Consider the following 19,741-nt stretch of genomic DNA (forward strand, 5'->3'; position numbering starts at 1 on the left):
TAAAGGAAATAAAGAAGAAAATTTTGAAAAAATAGGAGCAAAAATAATAATAATTTTAGATAATGCAAGTTTTCATAAAAAGAAAGAAATAATAGAAAAAATAGAGAAGGAACTACCAAATATTATATTGGAATATTTACCACCCTATAGTCCAGATTATAATTTAATAGAATTAGTATGGCATTCGGCAAAAGAATATATAGCTAATCGAGAATTTAAAAATGTAGAAGAGTTAGAAACAACAATCGGAATGCTATTAAATGAAAATCAATTAGAGATAAATTGGAGTAAAAAATTTAAGAATAAGGGAAATTTGATTAATGCAACTTAAATGCGTCTTAGCTTAGTAAATAGTCTTCCCAGTTATTTAGCCGAAAGTAAGTATTTTTTTCTACATCGTGAATAACGTTAACTAAATCCGAAAAATGATGCAGTTTGAAAGAAAATAAAACTAACTAACCATGCAAAAACAAAAGAGAAAATCACTGAAAATGATGTATATTTCCAAGATTTAGACTCATTAAACATTGTCGCTAAGGTTGTTAAACAAGGAGTATAAAGCAAACAAAATAAGCAAAAACTATAAGCCTGTACCCAAGTTACCGTTGAACCAATATAATTACTAAGATTAGTTGCATCCATACCATAAATTACTGGTAATGCTCCTACCACAACTTCTTTGGCAATAAAACCAAAAAGTAATGATAATGTTAGATAAGGATCAATACCGATGGGTTGCATTAATGGACTTAAAAAGTTTCCTAATTGTCCTCCAAATGTATCTAATCCTGTTGTGCCTAATGGTAAATTAGTTAAAAACCATACCGCTATACATCCTAAGATAATAAATCCTGATGCTCTTTGAAGGAAGTGCAAAACTTCTCCCCAACCTCGATTAATCACTTGTTTTAAGGTAGGAAAACGATAGGGTGGTAATTCTAGTACAAATGGTTCTTTATTTTTAAACTGTCCTTTTAATAAAAAAGCGGCTACTAAAGCAGCTACAAAACTTAAAATATATAAGGAAAATAAAACTGTTGCACCTTTTTGATTCGGAAATGTGGCTGCAATCAGAAAAATAAATACTTGTAATCTTGCTGAACAAAGAGAAAAAGTTATTACTAACATGGTTAATAACCTTAACCCTTGCGATCGCATAATTCTTGTACCCATTAAAGCAGGAACATTACAACCAAAACCCATCATTTGTAAAACAAAACTGCGTCCATCTAAACCTAATTTACTCATTAAAGCGTCCATTAAATAGGCAGATCTTGAAAGATAACCGCTATCTTCTAAAATAGCCATAACAATAAAAAATAAGACAATTAGGGGTATAAAAGAAGCCACCGTTGCCAATCCATTCCATATACCATTAATAATAAAATCTTGAATTAATAAAGGGAAAGGTTTTAAGAGGGGCTCAAGTAAATAAGTTTGCAAAAAATTGGTAAAATTTTCCATTAAATCCATACTAGGAAGTCCGATATTCCATACTATTTGAAAAACTAGAAACATTCCTAAAAAAAATAAAGGTAATCCAAAAATAGGATGTAGTAAAATACTATCTACTTTAAAGGTAAAAGTTTTAAGAAAATTAGAAGGCATAATAACTGTACCCGCTAATATATGATCTATTTTTTCAGGTAAAACTGCTCCTATTTTTAATAATTGATCCGTTAAATTATTAATTTGAAAACTATAATTATTTTCCTTTATTTTTTTGACTATTTGTTCATAAACTCTTTGATAGTTTTGACCATATTTTGCACTCATTAAAAAAGTAGGTATTTCTAAACGTTGAGATAATTCATCAACCTCAATTTTGACACCATAATGTTTAGCTTCATCAGCCATATTTAAAACTAAAATTGCAGGAAAACCTAACGCTTTTATTTGTAAAACTAAGCGAATTTGTCTATCAATTTGAGTAGCATTAACAACAATAATAACTAAATCTACTGCAAACTTTTCAAGGAAATTTTGGACAACTTTTTCATCTTCTGAAAAGCCATTAAGATCATAAATACCGGGTAAATCGACAAATTCCGTCATTTCATCTTCAATTTTGACTCTAGCTTGTAGTAAATCAACAGTAATTCCAGCCCAATTACCTACAAAAGCATTACCCCCTGTCAATCGATTAAAAAAGGTTGATTTACCAGTATTCGGCATTCCTAATAAAGCAACTCTTTTATGAGGATTAATATTTTTACCAACAGTTTTAGGTTGATGACAATTCATTTTTGATACTTTCGTGTAATTATTAATAATTCTTGTTATTCAATACTTTGAAGAAGAATAATTTTTGCCTCTTGATGACGAATAGCAATTTCTGTAGTTGATCCCACTCTAACGTGTAATGGGCCACCAAACCATGCTTGTCTTAAAACCATAATGGGCTTATTAGGAATAATTCCTATTGCTTCTAAACGGTTAATGAGATGATGATTATGACTTAATTTTTCAATTTCTTTGACAAAGGCTAATTTTCTGGGTTTTAGTTTAGATAAATTCATAGGAAGGTTATTAAATATTTTTCTCAATTATATTTTATTGCATATTATTCTCAAAAGCATCTTTAATTGTAACATTTTTTAATATTTTTTTCCTATGGAAAAAGTGACGTAATTGTCTGAGAATAGACAAGCAAACTCTGATACTCATGCAAATAGACGATTTTTCTATTAAAATTGATTTAATTTTTTTAGAGATGCTTTAATAAGTAATTAGATTAATTATTTTTTTTCTGGTTAAGATAATCCAGCTCTTTTTTTGTATTGTCATTACTGATTTTTACTACCATCTGGCATAATTGCACCTTGTAAATTAACATTTTTAAGAATTGTACCTGTAATATCTGCACCTTCTAAGTTAGCATTAACTAATATTGCCCCTGTTAAATCAGCATAGCTTAAATCAGTACCACATAAACTAGCGTTTGTCAAGTCTGTAGGTAAGTTTTTATATTTAATTCCCATACTTAAATTCGCGCGACAAAGCTTTGCACCATTGAGATTTGCCTGATAAAGTAAAGCATGAGAAAGATTTGCATAACTTAAATTAGCATTACTAAAATTTGCTTGTGTTAAATTGGTTTGTTGCTCTGAATTAGGGCGAAAATCTCCATCAATGATGATACTATTAGATAAATTGGCATTGGTTAAATTAGCACCACAGAAAATAGTTTTAATTAAATTGGCTTTTTCTAGGTTAGTTTTGATGAGTTTTGCACTACTTAAATCTGCATCTCGTAATAATACTTGAAACAACATCGCTTCACTTAAATCTGTACCCCATAATATAGCTTCACTCAAGTCTGCTTCAGTAAAATTACTATGGCGAAAATTTGTACGCCCTAATCTAGCTTGTCGTAAATCACTACGAGAAAAATCAGAGGAGGATAAATTCTCCTTGAGGATTTCCGCTTCTAGGAGTTTAACTTGTGCAAAATTTCTTTCTCCTTCCTGATATGCTTTTAATATTTCTGAGATTTCCATATTGATTTAAGTTTAAAATTGCGATGTACTTTTACAAATTATATAATTTTTCGTGATATTTTTTACCTAGAGAATAAGTTTACTTTACGTCAATTTTATTCATCAATTTTGCCATAAAAAAGATTAGATTTTTAGCTATTTTTTAGAGGAGAATTTAATAACATAGAAAATCTTAAATTACCTCAAAGAAGGTTTCCCCCAAATTACTGTTTCTCTCGTATAAATTACCATACCTGGTTTAGCACCTTTTGGTTTATACACATAGCTAGGTTTTGTGAAAATTACAGGTACTTGATCACTTTCTCTTCCTTGACTATAATAAGCAGTTAAATTAGCAGTAAATTGTAAATCTTGATCATCAGGAATATCACCAGCATTCAAGCGTAATAAAACATGAGCTCCTGAAATTTCTTGGGCATGAAACCATAAGTCATAATCAGTAGCTGTACGAGAAGTTAGTATGTCATTTTGACGATTATTACGCCCAATTAAAACTTCATAACCTGATGGAGTTTGATATTTTCTAGGGTGAGATTCTTCTACATTATTATTTCCTCGATATTGACTATCTTCGATATATTTTTGACTAATTAATTCGGCTTTTATTTCTTGCAAAGTTATTAAATCTTCTGTTTCTTGATAATCTAATTGACTTAAAATTGTACTTATTTGCTGTAAATAATTAACTTCAGATTTTACTTCTTCTAATAAAGGTTTTACAACTAATTTTGCTCGTTTTAATTTCTGATTTTGTTTATATAAATTTTGAGCATTTTGAATCATATTTTTATCTGGTGCAAGAGTAATTTTTATGGGTTTATTAGTGATAAAATCATTTAATATTATTTCTTTCATTCCCGCTTTCCATTTATGTAAATAAGCCATTAATAAATCAGCTTTATTACTATAAATTTCGCATTTATCCGAATCATTTAACTTATCTTGATATTTATCTCTTTTTATAATTAACTTAGTTAAAATATTTTTTATTTTTTGCTGTAATTGTTGCTTTAATTGATTAAAGTTTTCTTGATAAATTTGTTGATTATAATAATCATTTAAAATTTTATGTAAATCTTGATTATTATTCGTTTCAGCTAAAACCGTATAACCTTGAGTTGTTTTACTAAAATTAAAAGTTTTATTTTCAATAACTTGTAACCAAGATTGCCAATTTTTGTATAATTTTTCCCATTCTTCTTGAGTTAATTCTTGATTAGATTTTGTTGCTAAAATTGCTGATTGATTTAATAAATATTGAGCAATAATTGGGCTAACCCCTTGATAAGTTTTAATTAATTGTTTATCAATTCTTCCCGGAATTAAACTTACTTTTTCCCTCCATTTTTCCATAGATTCTAATAATTTGGGAATTTCCCCTGTTAAAGCCGGAGGTAATTGATAAAATTGGCTAGTTTCTACAGTGCGCAAACTAGATTTATTAGAGGTAATTTGTTTAGCAACGGTAATAATTTGATTGTCAGCAGAAGTAAGAATAACATTACTATATTTACCCATTATTTCTACATATAAATGATGTAAAGGTGCTTCATTTGGGCGTTTTGCCCATTGAAAATCAACCACCCTCTCCCAATCCGTGACAATTTTTACCCCTATTAAAGCATAACCGTTAATGAGATGTCGTAACTGCTCACTAAAAGTAAATGTATCCTTCCCACGAGGAGGAGGATTGCCGATGCAAATTCTAGCGGCTTGGGGATGCCATGAGATACTTAACCATGCTTTTTGATGAAGACTGCGTAAACAAAGACTGATAGTATAGCGATCAATTTGATATATTTGCTCTAACCTAGAAGGAATATAATTATTGTTTAATGAATCACAAATAGCGACAAGGGTTGTATAGTCAACAGGTTGCATAATAATTTAAAAGTTAGGGTTGAAAAAAATATCTAAGACACAGATGTATAAGTGTAAGGTATAATTTATTATTTATTATCCCGACATCATTTTAAATCATTAATTGTGCTGAAGATTATCACTACATCCTTAGAAAATATTTCACAAAACACAGAAAAGATACATAATAATTCTAGCATTGCATTAGGTAATTTTGATGGAATTCATAAAGGGCATCAACAAGTAATTAAACCAATTTTTAATTATAGTGAAACAGAAAAAATAATACCCTCTTTAGTAACCTTTATTCCTCATCCTCAAGAATTTTTTAGAGGAAAAAAAAAACAACTTCTTACACCTATTCCTGAAAAATGTCATATTTTAGAGAAGTTAGGAGTTAAACAACTAATATTATTACCTTTTAATCAAGAATTGGCTTCTCTAAGTGCAGAAAAATTTGTAGAAGATATTTTAATCAAAAAAATTAAAGCTAGTTTTATTAGTATAGGAGAAGATTTTTGTTTCGGTTACCAAAGACAAGGAAATGCCAAATATTTGCAAACTTTAGGGAGTAAATATAATATTAAAGTTAGTATAACAAAAGAACAAAATTTGACTATTGAAGGAGAATCTATTAAGATTAGTAGTTCATATATTAGGCAAAATTTAAGAGATGGAAAGCCTGAATTAGCGAATCAAATGTTAGGAAGAGAATATCAGATTATTGGGGAAGTAATTGAAGGGCAAAAATTAGGTAGAAAGATAGGTTTTCCTACAGCTAATTTAATGATTCCCGATGAAAAATTTTTACCTAAAAATGGCGTTTATGCTGTTAAAGTTGATGTAGAAAATGATTCTTTATTATCTAATTTACAAGGTGTAATGAATATTGGTACACGCCCAACTATTGACGGAAATCATCTTTCTATTGAAGTTCATTTATTAGATTACCATGAAAATTTATACCATAAAAATCTTATCGTAAAATTAGTTAAATTTTTGCGCCCTGAAAACAAATTTTCTTCTTTAGATGAGCTAAAATATCAAATAGAATTAGACTGTAAACAAACTCGACTTATTCTGAAAAATTAGTTAACTATTAGACTTTAATTAGGGTTTGCCCATAAGAATCAAAAGACTATTAAAATCAAAAATTTTTACTTTCTATAATATCTTGATAAAGGTGATTTTTATTCAATATTTTTTGTATTTATATTTTATACATAAAACCTAACACTTGATACTTAATAATTTTTCAGCAAAACGCAATTAATTTAAAATTTCTTGCAATTGATGTTGTTGCCATAAAGATTTATATAAACCTTCTTGATAAAACAACTCTTGATGAGTACCTGATTGAACTATTTTACCAGCTTCCATGACTAAAATACGATCCGCATTTTGCACCGCCGATAGTTGATGAGTAATGAAAATAACTGTTTTTCCTTTTTCTTGTTTCAGGTTTTCCAGAATTTGAGTAGCTGTTTTATTATCGACACTCGAAAGTGCATCATCTAAAATGAGAATAGGTGCATCTGCAAATAACGCTCTAGCTAAAGAACTACGTTGTCTTTGTCCACCAGAAAGAGATATACCTCGTTCTCCCACTAATGTATCATATTTTTGCGGAAAAGTCATAATTTCTGGATGAATTTGAGCTTGTTTCGCTGCATATTCAACTTCTATCATTTCTCCTACTCCATCGCTATAGGCAATATTCTTTTTAATGGTGGTGGAAAACAAAAAACTTTCCTGTGGCACATAAGCGATCGCCTTGCGCAAATCTGTTAAATTAATAGTAGTAATATCAATACCATCTAAAAATAATTGCCCTGATGAAATTTCTAATAAACGAGGAATAGCGTTAGCTAAAGTAGATTTTCCTGCACCAATTAAACCGACAATAGCTACGGTTTCACCACCATTAATAGTAAAATTGAGATTATTTAAAGCAATATCTTGGGTATTGGGATAACTATAATTAAGGTTAACGGCGGTAATTTCTCCTTTAATTTTTTCTACGGGAAAAGAAACAGAAGAGGAATTATTTTGAATTTTAGGCTCAACTTGCGTAATAGCTTCAATACGATCTATACTAACTTCACCTCGTTGATAAGTAGTAATGGTAAAACCAAGTAAAGCAGTAGGAAAAACTAACCTTTCAACATAGATAATTAAGGCAATAAAATCCCCTACAGTAATCACATTTTTTTCAATTTCCTTAGTGCCAAACCACAGTAAAACTAATAAACTAATATTAGCAATACCGCCGATTATAGGAAACAATAAATTTCTGGTTTGTGCTAGACTTAAATTAGCTTTTAATAACCCTTTATTTTTATTAGCAAAAGCTCTTTTTTCATTCTCTTCTTGAGCGTAAATTTTAATTAAAGAAATACCACTCATATCTTCTTGAATTAACTCACTAATATCAGATAGCTTTTCTTGTACTTCTAGTTGATCTTCCCTTAATTTATCGCTAAATAACTGTACTGTAAACAACATTAAAGGATAAATCGCTAAAGCCATTAAACTTAATTTAACATTAATAAATAGCATCGCAGGTAAAGTTAAACCATAGGCAAAAATAATATTAATTAAACTAAGAATAGCAAAGCCAACTAAACGACGAATATTATCAACATCACTGGTGGCACGGTTAATTAAATCTCCTGAATTGTTAACACTAAAATAAGAAGGCTCTAACTTTAATAATTGATCAAAAATTCTTTGTTTTAAATCTACTTCTACCTGTCGCCCAATGCCAAAAATTATGACACGAGAAAACATCCGAATAGCCCACATTATACAAGCTAAAATAAATAAAAGAATAACATATCCCATCAGAGTTTTATAAGCAAAATTTTCCTGTAAATCATCAAAAATATTGCGAATTAGCCAAGGAATATAAACCCCAATAATATTGACAACAAATAAAGCAGATGTTCCCCAATATAACTTATCAAGATGAGGTTTTAAGTAAGAAATTAATTTTTTAAATCGAGAATTTATCATACTTTATTTTAATTGACAATTACGAATTAATATGCTCCATTATTTTCAGGAAAAATTACAACTCCAATGGTTTTAAGAATAATCCAAATATCTAAAAACCAATTATGATGATTAACATAATAAACATCGATAAGTACTCTTTGAGGATAAGGAATATCATTTCTTCCCGAAACTTGCCATAAGCCAGTAATACCAGGCTTAATTGTCAAAACTCGATCCATTTTATTGCCATACTTATGTAATTCGTCAGGCACAAGAGGACGAGGGCCAATAACGCTCATATCACCCTTTAAAACATTTAAAAATTGGGGAAATTCATCTAAGCTGGTAATGCGTAAAAATTTACCAATCCAAGTAATACGAGGATCATTTTTGAGTTTAAAATTATCTTCAAATTCTTGACGTTTTTCGGGACATTTCGCCAACATATCTTCTAAAACTTGGTCTGCATTAACAATCATTGTCCTAAATTTCAAACACTTAAAATGTTTAAAGTTTTTCCCTACACGTTCTTGTTGATAAAAAATAGGGCCTGGAGAACTAATTGCTATTAATAGGGATAATATAACATACAATGGCGAAAAAAGTACTAACACAGAGGCAGAAAAAACAATATCAAAAGTACGTTTATAAAATTGTCTGGTGATTCTAATTTTTTGTTTGTTAGGCTGACGAGAAAAGCTAATTAAGCCTCGTCTTGCCAAACTTTCCATTACCTTTACAGATACAAGTTGGCTATTTGCAGTCATTTTTACTCCTTCACATCACACCATTTATAATTAACAGTCACTTTCTTGCTTTTTGCAAAATCATGATCTATTTAGTTAATCAACTTATTGTCTAGTATTATGACTAGAAATTTACACTTTTGAACTTTTATTTCTAAAAATTTTGATGATGACAAAAAGTGAAATAAGTTTTAAATAGTATTTATCTACTTAAATTTATCTAATACAGGATAATTTTTCTGCTTAAATTTCTTTTTGATTTAAGATCATGAATGTTGTTATTCACCTTAGACTATTTATCAAAACAGAAAACACTCTTATTATCTCATAATCGGTTAAGTTTAATTACTTAATAATAAGAGGGCGAAACATTTTTTTTGCAACTTGTGATTTTTGACTACAAATGCTTTAAAAACAATTTTGTCTTAACTTTTAAAAGTTTTCATCACTATTATTATTGTTATAATTTTCACCGTCCCGTTTTGAGCCTAATAAATCCAGTTTATCTACGTTTATCACTGGTTTTGAGCGTTTCTCACCACTATTGCGATCGCTCCAAGTATCAATTTTTAAAGAACCTTGAATGCCGATTAAAGTACCTTTTTTGGCATAATTAGCTGCAACTTCGGCGGTTTTACCCCAAATCTCTAATTCAAACCAGTCTGGCTTATCCTCTTTTTTATTAATTCGGTTAACAGCAAGAGTAAGACGACATTTTACCTTTCCTGAATCAAAATAACGAATTTCGGGATCTGTACCAGTTCGTCCTACTAAATGTACTATATTTAAAGTCATGATTTTATGTATGAATGTACTAATTTAAAATTATTCTATCACATCAGTTATAGATCTATCCCCATTATTGACAAGAAATAAGGGAACAAAACTAGCACTTTTTTCAGTCATAGGGTACAGTTTGCTACAGTAAAGAAAAACGAATTGCACACCATATTTAATCTTATAGTCAAATATCATGAATTTATTAAAAGTCATCCATAAACCTTTTTTGACAACTTTGTTATTAACAACATCTTTAATTACTGGTTTACCTCATTTAGTTTTTGCCCAAAGTAACCCCGGTTTAACTATTTTTAGTGGCGTGGATAATAAAGATATATTAAATTATCGTCTTGATTTTGGCGGTAAAGCTGGAGGATGGGATCGTTATCGTCTCAGAATACCGGGTAAAAAAATTAATCAAGGAGTAGCCAAGTTTTTCATCAGTTACCCCGAATATTTTAGCGGTAAATTTGATACAGAATCCATGGAAGTCCGAGTTAAAGATAAAAAATTACCCATTAGAGAAATCGTTTGGGATAAAGAAAGTCGTATTATTGAAATTGATTTACAAGATCCTTTACTCGAAAGTAACAAAGTTGAATTAGTTTTTTCTAACGTCAAAAATCCAGACCCAGGCGGTACTTTTTATTTTCAAGCACAAATTTTAACCCCCGGACAAATACCCTTAAGATTAAATGTCGGTACATGGATTTTAAGTATTAACTAATCACCATTAATGAAGGGTGAAAAACATTCACCCAAGCAAAAACTATTTTCTGAAAGTTGATTGTAAATGATTAACTAACCCATGTAATCCTAAACGATAACTTTCCGCTCCAAAACCGCTAATTTGACCAACGGCAATGTCAGCTATATAAGAATGATGTCGGAAATCTTCTCGGCGATAAATATTACTTAAATGAACTTCTACCACAGGAATAGCCACCCCAGATAAAGCATCTCGGATGGCCACACTTGTGTGAGTATAAGCACCAGCATTAATGAGAATTCCTTGATAATTATTGAATGATTGATGGATATAATCAACCAAGACACCCTCATGATTAGATTGGAAGCAAGATAACTTAACATTTAATTTGACAGCTTCTTGCTCTAACATTGTGTTAATATCATCAAGAGTTCGATGTCCATAAATAGTCGGTTCTCTTTGACCTAAAAGATTGAGATTAGGCCCGTTTAATACTAATATACTAAAATTTGACAAAGGAAAAACTCTGTATTAAAATCAACAATAAATTTAGATTTAATATCGACCACGATCCCTTACAGGAATAGGAATTAACTCAGGTTCAGGTTCAGATTGTGGTCCTAGTAAAGCCTCAATTAATTTTTGAGTCCACTCTTTTAGTTTTTCAATCACTTTCTCTATTTGATCCATTAATAAAGAAGACTCCCATAAAACTTTTTATTATTTCTAAAACCATCATAACCTTTAGTTTTTCTAAATGCAACCGTTAATTTACTGATTAGTTAGATAATTTCAGCTTAAAACATAGAATTATTGCAAAAGAAAGGATACAATCAAAGATTATCTTTGCTAAAACCAATATTAGCATCATTCCATAAGTTTAATGAGTACAGAAACATATATAAATCATCCGAATTTTGGCCTTCTTTATCGTTTGTGTATTATAGAAAAAAATGAGGAATTATTTACAACATTATACGCTCAACGTCTTTTCTTTAAAGTCGTAATTAAACCACAACAAGTTGTTTTTGAGCCTTTAAGTCGCACAGAAGCAAGGCTATTAATAGAAAGCAAATTGCGCTATCTTAGGGGAAATGGTGAATGGGATATTTATAGACAAGTTAATGAACTTTATCAAAGTACGTTTCATTAACACTCTTCTATTTATCAAATCATTCTGAAGTACGAGGTTTCAAATCTAAAAATTTTAATGAGCACTGATATTATCCATAAAATACAACAAATTAAAGAGACACTTCCTGCGTCTGTCAGTTTGATAGCGGTAACAAAAACTGTTTCTGTAGATGGGATGAGAGTTGCTTATGCTTGTGGTATTAGAGATTTTGCGGAGAATAAACTTCAAGAGGCTTTAAAGAAACAAGAAGAGTTACAAGATTTAGCAGATATTTGTTGGCATTTTATTGGACATTTACAAACCAATAAAGCTAAAAAAGCAGTAGAATCTTTTTCTTGGATTCATTCAGTGGATAGTCTTAAACTAGCTCAAAAGTTAGATTTTTTTGCTCAACAGGCTTTAGAGAATAATATTATTACTGTTTCCCCTCAAGTATGCTTACAAGTAAAAATTCTGCCCGATGACAATAAATATGGATGGAGTGTTAAACAATTATATCAAGATTTAGTAACCTTGCAACAACTTCGTTTTTTACATTTGCGAGGGTTAATGGCTATTTTACCTTTTGGTTTGAGTGATGATAATATTTTGTCTGGATTTCAAAAAGTAAGAGATTTACAAGTCTGTCTATCTGATAATAATTATTTTGGTAAAAATTTTAATCAATTATCTATGGGAATGTCGGGAGATTATTTGTTAGCTATTAAAGCTGGTGCAACAATGATTCGTTTAGGTACAATTATTTTTGGCAGTCGTAATCGTTAATTAATGTTTGCTATGTTTTTTCTTTATATTCAATGTCTTGATAATTTTCTTTTTTAAGCAGAGAATAAAGATATAATTAATAATTAAATTTGAACTTTTTTAGGTATTTTATATTCTTCAATATAATTGACTAATTATCATAATTAATGGTAAATAAATTTATCGATAACGGTTATGATAATAAAATTTGTAAATCTAAAATTATGGTATGATTAGAGGTTATATAATGAGCAAAAAAACCGCATCAATGAGGTAAATTGAACATGAGGAATGCTAGTCATGATCATTGGGAGCAAATTAAAGATGAGATCATTTTACTATGTATTCAATGGTATGTGACAGAGCGACTAAGTTATTCTCAATTAAAAATAATTATGCAACAAAGAGGTTTCAAGATTGATCCTCGCACAATCAATTTTTTAGTACAAGAATATTCAGCTAAAGCCCTCAAAAGATTTCGAGAAACAGAAAGAAAGAGTAGAAAAGGCTGGAGAATAGTGCAAATACCATTTAAGTTGCAAGGAAGAAAAAAATATTTATATCGGGCATTAGATGTTCAAGGAAACACTTTAGATTTTATCATTACTGGAGGAAGAAATAAGGAAAAAGCCAAAATTTTTTTTGAAACAACTATTTCTAAAAATCCTGAAATAACCCCTAGTAAAATCTTATCAAGAAGACAAAAAATAAGAGTTCAAAATAATAAAGTTTTTACAGGTTTAGTTAGTATTATTTTATTATCTATCATCGGAATGTTTGCATTTAATCAGTTAGCAAAACAGGCAGAAAAAAATAATCAAACGCCTAAATTTAATAATAATACTTCGTATATTCACATTAATTATTATTCTTTTACATGATAATATTATCATCAAATAAATGTTTTTAAAAAAGTATAACACCTCTGAGAATTTTGAGTTAAAACTATTATTTATTAGTCTTTTAATATTACCATTTCAAACATTTTTCGGTATTCTTATCTTATTATTTTTAACCTATAAAACATGGCGGAATAACTATCAAATAATTATTAATAACTATCTTAGTTATAGTCTAATTGCCGTCACTATTTTGATGATGATTTCCTCTATTTTTGCTCATAATTCTGGTGAAGCATGGTTAGGAATGATTCATTTTCTTCCTTTTTTTATCATGTTTTTAGGTATTAGAACTATTATTACTAATTATAATCAATTATTTTTTATAATTTTACCGATTATTTTTAACTCAGTTATTATTGTATTTTTAGGAATTGGAGAAGTTAAATTAGGTTGGCAAACTCCTGATTTATTTTTTAAACTTTCAGGATGGAGATTGATTGCTTATGGTATTCCAGAAGGTAGGATGTCATCAGTTTTTCCCCATGCTAATCCCTTGACTTTATATTTAACTACTGCCTTAATTTTTACCGTAGCTTTGTTAATTCATAGACATCATAAAACTAAATTTAATAAAATAGATTTAGGGTTAATTTTTACTGTTATTATAAACTTAATTGGCTTAATTTTAACAAGTTCTCGTAATGGTTGGATTATTACTTTTATTAGTTTTATTGGCTTTGCTATTTATCTAAGATGGTATCTAATTTTACAATTTTTAACTTTAGGAGGAGTAATAATTAATTGGGCTTCTTTTGGCAACTTACCCGCACAAAATTTATTTAGAAAAATTGTACCTTCTTTTATTTGGCTAAGATTATCAGATCAAATGTACACTGATCGTCCATTGCCAACCTTAAGAACAACTCAGTGGCATTTTTGTTTAGATTTGATTACACAACGCCCTTTTTTTGGTTGGGGATTAAGAAATTTTAGCATTTTATACGAAGAAAAAACAGTAACTTATTTAGGGCATCCTCACAACTTATTTTTAATGATTAGTGCCGAAACTGGTTTAATTAATTTATTGTTGATGATGTTTATTATTGGTAAAATTTCATGGCAAGGAATTATGACATTAATTAGTTTTAAATCTAGTCAAGATCAAGGTATTATTTTATTTAGTTATCTCATGGTTTTTCTAAGTTTTATTGTCTTTAATTTATTTGACGTTAGCATTTTTGATTTAAGATTAAATCTTTTAGGATGGATTATTTTAGCAGCTATTTCAGGAGTTAGAGAAAAAGATGTTATTTAACTAGACATTTTACTTTCTCTATCCTTTAATTTATGGAGTTATAACTTATCATAGAAAAGCCTAAATTTTTTTTAACTATGACGTAAATATGCCTCAATAAAGTTATTTAATTCACCATCTAAAACATCATTAACTGCCGTTGTTTCTACATTTGTGCGTAAATCTTTCACCAGTTGATAAGGATGAAAAACATAGTTTCTAATTTGATTTCCCCACGCTGCTTCGACAATATCTCCTCGAATTTCAGCGATTTCTTTGGCTTTTTGTTCTTCTAAGACGATTAATAGTTTACCTTTTAGTATAGCTAAGGCTTTCTCTTTATTTTGTAATTGCGATCTCTCTTGAGTACATCTTACAGCAATGCCCGTCGGAAGATGAACAATTCTCACGGCGGTTTCTACTTTATTGACATTTTGCCCTCCTTTTCCTCCAGCGCGAGTAGTGGAAATATCCAAATCTTTGTCAGGAATCTCTAACTTAATCGCTTCTTCCCCTAAACTTGGCATTATATCAACCCCTGCAAAGCTAGTTTGTCTTTTACCATTGGCATTGAAAGGAGAAATTCTGACTAATCGATGAGTGCCTTTTTCGCCTTTCAAGTAACCATAAGCGTATTTACCTTCAACCTCTAAAGTTACTGATTTAATTCCAGCCTCATCTCCGGGAGAAATTTCTGCTATGGTGACATGATAATTCTGTTTTTCTGCCCAACGAGTGTACATTCTCAATAGCATTTGTGTCCAATCTTGAGCATCTGTACCACCAGCACCAGCATTAATAGTTAGAATAGCACCTTTTTGATCATAAGTGGCACTAAGTAACTTTTGTAATTCCCATTTATCTAAATCACGAGTTAAATCAAGAATATTTTTTTGCGCTTCTTTAAATAATTCTTCGTCTGCTTCTAATTCTAACAATTCAATAATTGCTTTGGTATCCTCTTTGTTACTTTCCCAGTGATAAAATTGCTCTAAATTAGACTTAACATCGTTTAAATGTTGTAAAGTTTGTTGCGCTTTATCTCCCATATCCCAAAATTCTGGTTGCGAAGCCACTTGTTCTAAATCGGCGATTTGTGCCTTAAGATTAGGTAAGTCAAAGATATTCCTGAGTTTTACTCAGGCGATAAGTGATTATGCTAATATCTCTCTTTAAATCTGATAATTCCATTCTTACTATACTAATTTTGTCTCTACTTTTATAATTATATCTAATGAGTAATGAATAATCAGTAATTATTAACTATCAACTATTAACGATTAATGAATATTGAGATTAATAAAAGAATTAATTGGGATATTATCGCTCAAAATTATCAAGAAAAAAATAGTTATAAATTAGCTGAAAAAAAAGCAAATTACTACTATAAAAAATCTTCGGATAATGTACCTATTTTACCAGAAAATCTAATTTTAAGAGATTATCAAAAACAAGCCATAATTAACTGGTTTAAAAATAAAGGTAGAGGCATTTTAAAAATGGCCACAGGAAGCGGAAAAACCATCACCGCTTTGGGAATTACCACAGAATTATATCAACAAATAAATTTGGAAGTTTTATTAGTAATTTGTCCATTTCGTCATCTGGTTTTACAGTGGGCAGAAGAAATGATAAAATTTAATTTACAACCTATTTTAGCCTTTGAAAATATCAATAATTGGCAAAGTGAGCTTTCTTTACAACTATATAATATTCATAATCATCAACAAAAATTTATCTCTATTATTACTACTAATTCCACCTTTATTAGTGATGGTTTTCAATCTCAAATACCATTTTTCCCTGAAAAAACTTTAATCATTGGTGACGAAGCACATAATTTAGGTGCGCCCCGTTTATTATCCTCTTTACCTGTTACCATTGGTTTAAGGTTAGCCTTATCCGCAACTCCAGAAAGACATTTTGATGAAGAAGGCACAGATTTTTTAATTAATTATTTTGGCAAAGTTTTACAACCAGAATTTACCTTAGCTAATGCCATAAAAAAACAAGCCTTAGTTAAATATAATTATCATCCTATTTTAGTACAATTAACAGATATTGAAGCCTTATATTATGCTAAATTAACCAAAAAAATTGGTTGGAGTTTATCACAAAATAATAACCTTGAAGATAATCATAATCTTAGATCATTATTGATTCGTAGATCTCGTTTAATTGCCACGGCTAATAATAAATTAATCGCCTTAAAAGAATTAATGTCAGAGAGATTAGACATGAAGGCTACTTTATTTTACTGCGGCGATGGCTATACCAACAAAAATGAGCGACAGTTACAAGCAGTAACCAGAATTTTAGGCAAAGAATTAAATTATCGAGTTAATACATATACCGCAGAAACTCCTTTAGAAGAAAGAGAAAAAATAAAACAGCAATTAGTATCAGGAGAATTACAAGGTATTGTCGCTATTCGTTGCTTAGATGAAGGGATTGATATTCCTATGATTGAAAATGCGGTAATTTTAGCTAGTAGTAGTAATCCTCGACAATTTATTCAACGGCGAGGAAGAATTTTGCGCCCCCATGAAGGTAAAAAAGAAGCTACTTTATTTGATATGATTGTGATACCTCCAGTTTTAGAACGAGAAGTATGGGAAATTGAACGTAATTTAATTAAAAAAGAATTAAAAAGATTTATTGAATTTGCCAGTTTAGCCAATAACGCCGAAGAAGCCAAAAAAACTCTTAACACTCTACAACAATTAACAGTTAATTTTTTATAAAAACACAAACAAAATAACTATTCATTATTAACTATTTATTATTAACTATTTATTATTAACTATTCATTCTTTATTATCTATGGCTAACTTTTTAATCTATTTAATTATCTTTATTTGGGGTGCGGCTATCGGTAGTTTTCTCAACGTGGTAATATATAGGATACCAGAGAAAATATCTTTAATAAATCCCCCTTCTCGATGTCCAAAATGTTTACATCCCCTTGGTAAAACAGAAAATATCCCCGTTTTTGGTTGGTTATGGTTACAAGGTAAATGTCGTTGGTGTCATACTCCTATTTCTCCTCGTTATCCTCTGATTGAAGCAGCAACAGGATTATTATTTGTATCCGTATTTCATCAATTTGGTTTTACATGGTTAAGCGTTGGTTATGTTATCTTTCTCAGTTGGTTAGTTGCTTTAGGGATGATTGATTTTGATACCATGACTTTACCAAATTCTCTTACACAGTCAGGGTTAGTTGTGGGTTTACTGTGGCAATTTTGGTTAGGTTTTACCGTTATTGGTATTCAAGGTGCATTGCAATATCTTTTTATCAGTATTTTAAGTGCGGTTATTGGTATTTGGTTGTTTGACATTATTCGTATTATCGGTAGCGTAGTTTTTGGAAAAGTTGCCATGGGAGGAGGAGATCCTAAATTAGCTGCTATGATAGGATCATGGTTAGGGTGGCAAGGTATTTTAATGACAGGTTTTTTGGCTTGTCTTTATGGTAGTATTATCGGTATTAGTGCCATAACTTTTAAACTACTCAAAAAAGGGCAAGAAATTCCATTTGGGCCTTTTTTAGTGTTAGGGGCAGTTTCAACAATGTTTTTTGGTGATGTCTTACTATCTAACTATCTTGAATATATGGGACTTTGAAATAAATTGTACCCAAAAAAAAGAAGTTTGTTTTATGGGAATCTCTGCCAAATAAATATAATCTGCGGAAAAAGTATCCAGTTTTAAGTTTTAAATAATGAATTTATAGACTATTTAATATTCTTCCTAATTCTCTTAATATTCTTCCTAATTCTCCATTTCCTTTCTATCTACTGTTAACAGGGTGAAATCAATTAACTTCTAAAGTATTCCTAACTCCTCTTTCCTCTGTTATTCAATTAGCAACTGTTGACATATTGCTTTACCAATTTCCAGAGAAGCCGTAGCAGCAGGAGATGGTGCATTACATACATGAAGGGCGTTTTCTGTGGGTATAATTAAAAAATCCTCTACCATCTTACCATCACTTTTAAGCGCTTGCGCTCTAACTCCTGCAGGAGAAGTTATAATGTCATCGGCTTTTATTTCTGGTATCAATGTTTGCAAACTACTCACAAAAGCATTTTTACTAAAAGAGCGGATAATTTCTTCTATACCTTCAGCATAATACTTGCTGATTAATTTCCATAATCCTTCATAAGTGACAATTTCAGTAAATTCTTTCCAGTCAAAATCTGTTTTTTTATAACCTTCTCGTTTTAAACTTAATACAGCATTTGGCCCTGCGTGAATATTTCCATCAATTAAACGAGTAAAATGTACACCTAAAAAAGGAAAATCTGGATTGGGTACAGGATAGATTAAATGTTTGACTAAATGACATTTTTCGGGCTTTAATTCATAATATTCTCCTCGAAAAGGGATAATTTTCATTTTGGGATTAACTCCCCCCATTTGAGCTATTTTATCGCTATATAAACCACCACAATTAATCAAAAATTTGGTTTTTATTTCCCCATCATTACTGATTAAAATTTGTTGTTTTTTATCTGATTTAATGTCAATTATTTTAGTATTAAATTGAATCTCTCCACCATTTTTAGTAAAAATTTCTGCATATTTTTGAGCCACTTGTTTATAGTCAACAATTCCTGCTGTTGGCACTTTTATTGCTGCCAAACAACTTAAATAAGGCTCAATTTCTTGGGCTTCTTCTTTAGATATTTTACTAACTTTTATGCCGTTTTCTAATCCTCTTTGATAAAGGTTTTCTAGTAAAGGTAATTCTTTTTCTTTACAAGCCACAATTAACTTTCCACAAACATCATGATTGATATTATATTCTTGACAAAATTTGACTAATTCTTCATTGCCTTTTGTCGTTAATTTTGCTTTATAACTATCGGGTTTATAATAAATTCCTGAGTGAATAACTCCACTATTATGTCCTGTTTGATGCGCTGCACATTTACTTTCTTTTTCGATTAAAATTATTTTTCTATGGGGATACTTTTTTTGTAAGGCGATCGCAGTTGATAAACCTACAATACCACCGCCAATAATGGCAAAATCATAAATCATATAGTAATTTTTAAATCAATGATAAATAATAAAAGTTGAAAAAATTAATTTGTCAATCTTAACTATACCTAGAAGCTAAAAACTG

At 29.9% G+C, this 19,741-nt stretch carries 20 protein-coding genes; 9 read left to right on the top strand and 11 right to left on the bottom strand.

From position 1 onward, the window contains the following. The coding region (locus ACEW8E_RS08920) for a transposase (protein ID WP_373479990.1) at positions 1-331 on the top strand (331 nt) is incomplete at its 5' end. A 77-nt stretch (positions 332-408) separates the two neighbouring features. Here the strand turns inward: ACEW8E_RS08920 and feoB are convergent. From feoB to ACEW8E_RS08940, 4 genes are all read right to left on the bottom strand, one after another. Continuing rightward, a complete protein-coding gene (feoB, locus tag ACEW8E_RS08925; protein WP_373479991.1) occupies positions 409-2,244 on the bottom strand; it encodes a ferrous iron transport protein B in 1,836 nt (611 codons plus the stop codon). Between the two features lie 35 nt (positions 2,245-2,279). Continuing rightward, the gene (locus ACEW8E_RS08930; protein WP_373479992.1) at positions 2,280-2,519 is read right to left on the bottom strand and encodes a ferrous iron transport protein A; all 240 of its coding nucleotides are present in this window, start codon (positions 2,517-2,519) and stop codon (positions 2,280-2,282) included. Between the two features lie 267 nt (positions 2,520-2,786). Next, positions 2,787-3,500 carry a heterocyst differentiation pentapeptide repeat protein HetL gene (gene hetL, locus ACEW8E_RS08935; RefSeq protein WP_373479993.1) on the bottom strand — a complete coding sequence of 238 codons (714 nt, stop codon included), beginning with the start codon at positions 3,498-3,500 and terminating at the stop codon, positions 2,787-2,789. Positions 3,501-3,677: 177 nt separating this feature from the next. Further along, on the bottom strand, positions 3,678-5,381 hold the full coding sequence (locus ACEW8E_RS08940; protein ID WP_373479994.1) for an NFACT family protein: 1,704 nt from the start codon (positions 5,379-5,381) through the stop codon (positions 3,678-3,680). A gap of 102 nt (positions 5,382-5,483) precedes the next feature. On the opposite strand from ACEW8E_RS08940, the gene ACEW8E_RS08945 reads away from it, so the two are divergent. Next, positions 5,484-6,452, top strand: coding sequence for a bifunctional riboflavin kinase/FAD synthetase (locus ACEW8E_RS08945; protein WP_373480094.1), 969 nt, complete (start codon positions 5,484-5,486; stop codon positions 6,450-6,452). Between the two features lie 177 nt (positions 6,453-6,629). Here ACEW8E_RS08945 and ACEW8E_RS08950 read toward each other — a convergent pair whose 3' ends face one another. The 3 genes from ACEW8E_RS08950 to ACEW8E_RS08960 form a co-directional block, all read right to left on the bottom strand. After that, the gene (locus ACEW8E_RS08950; protein WP_373479995.1) at positions 6,630-8,375 is read right to left on the bottom strand and encodes an ABC transporter ATP-binding protein; all 1,746 of its coding nucleotides are present in this window, start codon (positions 8,373-8,375) and stop codon (positions 6,630-6,632) included. A 26-nt stretch (positions 8,376-8,401) separates the two neighbouring features. Continuing rightward, positions 8,402-9,124, bottom strand: a complete 723-nt coding sequence (locus ACEW8E_RS08955) for a sugar transferase (RefSeq protein ID WP_373479996.1) — start codon at positions 9,122-9,124, stop codon at positions 8,402-8,404. 411 nt (positions 9,125-9,535) lie between these two features. After that, positions 9,536-9,898 (bottom strand): single-stranded DNA-binding protein, encoded by a 363-nt coding sequence (locus ACEW8E_RS08960; RefSeq protein WP_373479997.1) that lies wholly within the window; start codon positions 9,896-9,898, stop codon positions 9,536-9,538. A 175-nt stretch (positions 9,899-10,073) separates the two neighbouring features. Here ACEW8E_RS08960 and ACEW8E_RS08965 point away from each other — a divergent pair, with 175 nt between their 5' ends. Next, positions 10,074-10,610, top strand: coding sequence for a DUF2808 domain-containing protein (locus ACEW8E_RS08965; protein WP_373480095.1), 537 nt, complete (start codon positions 10,074-10,076; stop codon positions 10,608-10,610). A 42-nt stretch (positions 10,611-10,652) separates the two neighbouring features. Here ACEW8E_RS08965 and aroQ read toward each other — a convergent pair whose 3' ends face one another. After that, positions 10,653-11,108 (bottom strand): type II 3-dehydroquinate dehydratase, encoded by a 456-nt coding sequence (gene aroQ / locus ACEW8E_RS08970; RefSeq protein ID WP_373479998.1) that lies wholly within the window; start codon positions 11,106-11,108, stop codon positions 10,653-10,655. A 39-nt stretch (positions 11,109-11,147) separates the two neighbouring features. Further along, positions 11,148-11,282 carry a hypothetical protein gene (locus tag ACEW8E_RS08975; protein ID WP_308256670.1) on the bottom strand — a complete coding sequence of 45 codons (135 nt, stop codon included), beginning with the start codon at positions 11,280-11,282 and terminating at the stop codon, positions 11,148-11,150. A gap of 193 nt (positions 11,283-11,475) precedes the next feature. Between ACEW8E_RS08975 and pipX the strand changes: the two genes are divergently transcribed. From pipX to ACEW8E_RS08995, 4 genes are all read left to right on the top strand, one after another. Further along, positions 11,476-11,745: a transcriptional coactivator PipX gene (gene pipX / locus ACEW8E_RS08980; protein ID WP_373479999.1), complete on the top strand. Its 270-nt coding sequence runs from the start codon at positions 11,476-11,478 to the stop codon at positions 11,743-11,745. Positions 11,746-11,802: 57 nt separating this feature from the next. Further along, positions 11,803-12,492, top strand: coding sequence for a YggS family pyridoxal phosphate-dependent enzyme (locus ACEW8E_RS08985; protein WP_373480000.1), 690 nt, complete (start codon positions 11,803-11,805; stop codon positions 12,490-12,492). Positions 12,493-12,755: 263 nt separating this feature from the next. Then, positions 12,756-13,352: a DDE-type integrase/transposase/recombinase gene (locus ACEW8E_RS08990; RefSeq protein ID WP_373480001.1), complete on the top strand. Its 597-nt coding sequence runs from the start codon at positions 12,756-12,758 to the stop codon at positions 13,350-13,352. Between the two features lie 19 nt (positions 13,353-13,371). Further along, positions 13,372-14,628, top strand: coding sequence for an O-antigen ligase family protein (locus ACEW8E_RS08995; RefSeq protein WP_373480002.1), 1,257 nt, complete (start codon positions 13,372-13,374; stop codon positions 14,626-14,628). A 71-nt stretch (positions 14,629-14,699) separates the two neighbouring features. On the opposite strand, the gene prfB is transcribed toward ACEW8E_RS08995, so the two are convergent. Beyond that, positions 14,700-15,798 (bottom strand): peptide chain release factor 2 gene (gene prfB, locus ACEW8E_RS09000; protein ID WP_373480003.1). Its coding sequence is split into 2 segments (ribosomal slippage): positions 14,700-15,725 and positions 15,727-15,798, totalling 1,098 coding nucleotides; the frame shifts between segments, so codons are not numbered across the junction. A 92-nt stretch (positions 15,799-15,890) separates the two neighbouring features. Here prfB and ACEW8E_RS09005 point away from each other — a divergent pair. Then, positions 15,891-17,351: a DNA phosphorothioation system restriction enzyme gene (locus tag ACEW8E_RS09005; RefSeq protein ID WP_373480004.1), complete on the top strand. Its 1,461-nt coding sequence runs from the start codon at positions 15,891-15,893 to the stop codon at positions 17,349-17,351. Between the two features lie 79 nt (positions 17,352-17,430). Next, entirely contained in the window at positions 17,431-18,234 is an 804-nt protein-coding gene (locus ACEW8E_RS09010; protein ID WP_373480005.1) for an A24 family peptidase, read from the top strand. Positions 18,235-18,465: 231 nt separating this feature from the next. Here the strand turns inward: ACEW8E_RS09010 and lhgO are convergent, their stop codons facing one another. Beyond that, positions 18,466-19,653, bottom strand: coding sequence for an L-2-hydroxyglutarate oxidase (lhgO, locus tag ACEW8E_RS09015; RefSeq protein WP_373480096.1), 1,188 nt, complete (start codon positions 19,651-19,653; stop codon positions 18,466-18,468). Between the last annotated feature and the right edge of the window lie 88 nt (positions 19,654-19,741).

This window comes from Geminocystis sp., from assembly GCF_041753295.1.
Classification (GTDB): Bacteria; Cyanobacteriota; Cyanobacteriia; order Cyanobacteriales; family Cyanobacteriaceae; genus Geminocystis.

Excerpts from the sequence above, each read along its gene's own strand:
- ACEW8E_RS08930 (WP_373479992.1), bottom strand. The coding sequence starts at position 2,519 with ATGAATTTATCTAAACTAAAACCCAGAAAATTAGCCTTTGTCAAAGAA.
- ACEW8E_RS08995 (WP_373480002.1), top strand. The coding sequence starts at position 13,372 with ATGTTTTTAAAAAAGTATAACACCTCTGAGAATTTTGAGTTAAAACTA.
- ACEW8E_RS08985 (WP_373480000.1), top strand. The coding sequence starts at position 11,803 with ATGAGCACTGATATTATCCATAAAATACAACAAATTAAAGAGACACTT.
- ACEW8E_RS08975 (WP_308256670.1), bottom strand. The coding sequence starts at position 11,282 with ATGGATCAAATAGAGAAAGTGATTGAAAAACTAAAAGAGTGGACTCAA.
- feoB (WP_373479991.1), bottom strand. The coding sequence starts at position 2,244 with ATGAATTGTCATCAACCTAAAACTGTTGGTAAAAATATTAATCCTCAT.
- ACEW8E_RS08960 (WP_373479997.1), bottom strand. The coding sequence starts at position 9,898 with ATGACTTTAAATATAGTACATTTAGTAGGACGAACTGGTACAGATCCC.
- ACEW8E_RS09005 (WP_373480004.1), top strand. The coding sequence starts at position 15,891 with ATGAATATTGAGATTAATAAAAGAATTAATTGGGATATTATCGCTCAA.
- ACEW8E_RS08950 (WP_373479995.1), bottom strand. The coding sequence starts at position 8,375 with ATGATAAATTCTCGATTTAAAAAATTAATTTCTTACTTAAAACCTCAT.
- ACEW8E_RS08990 (WP_373480001.1), top strand. The coding sequence starts at position 12,756 with ATGAGGAATGCTAGTCATGATCATTGGGAGCAAATTAAAGATGAGATC.
- ACEW8E_RS08955 (WP_373479996.1), bottom strand. The coding sequence starts at position 9,124 with ATGACTGCAAATAGCCAACTTGTATCTGTAAAGGTAATGGAAAGTTTG.
- ACEW8E_RS09010 (WP_373480005.1), top strand. The coding sequence starts at position 17,431 with ATGGCTAACTTTTTAATCTATTTAATTATCTTTATTTGGGGTGCGGCT.
- pipX (WP_373479999.1), top strand. The coding sequence starts at position 11,476 with ATGAGTACAGAAACATATATAAATCATCCGAATTTTGGCCTTCTTTAT.
- hetL (WP_373479993.1), bottom strand. The coding sequence starts at position 3,500 with ATGGAAATCTCAGAAATATTAAAAGCATATCAGGAAGGAGAAAGAAAT.
- ACEW8E_RS08940 (WP_373479994.1), bottom strand. The coding sequence starts at position 5,381 with ATGCAACCTGTTGACTATACAACCCTTGTCGCTATTTGTGATTCATTA.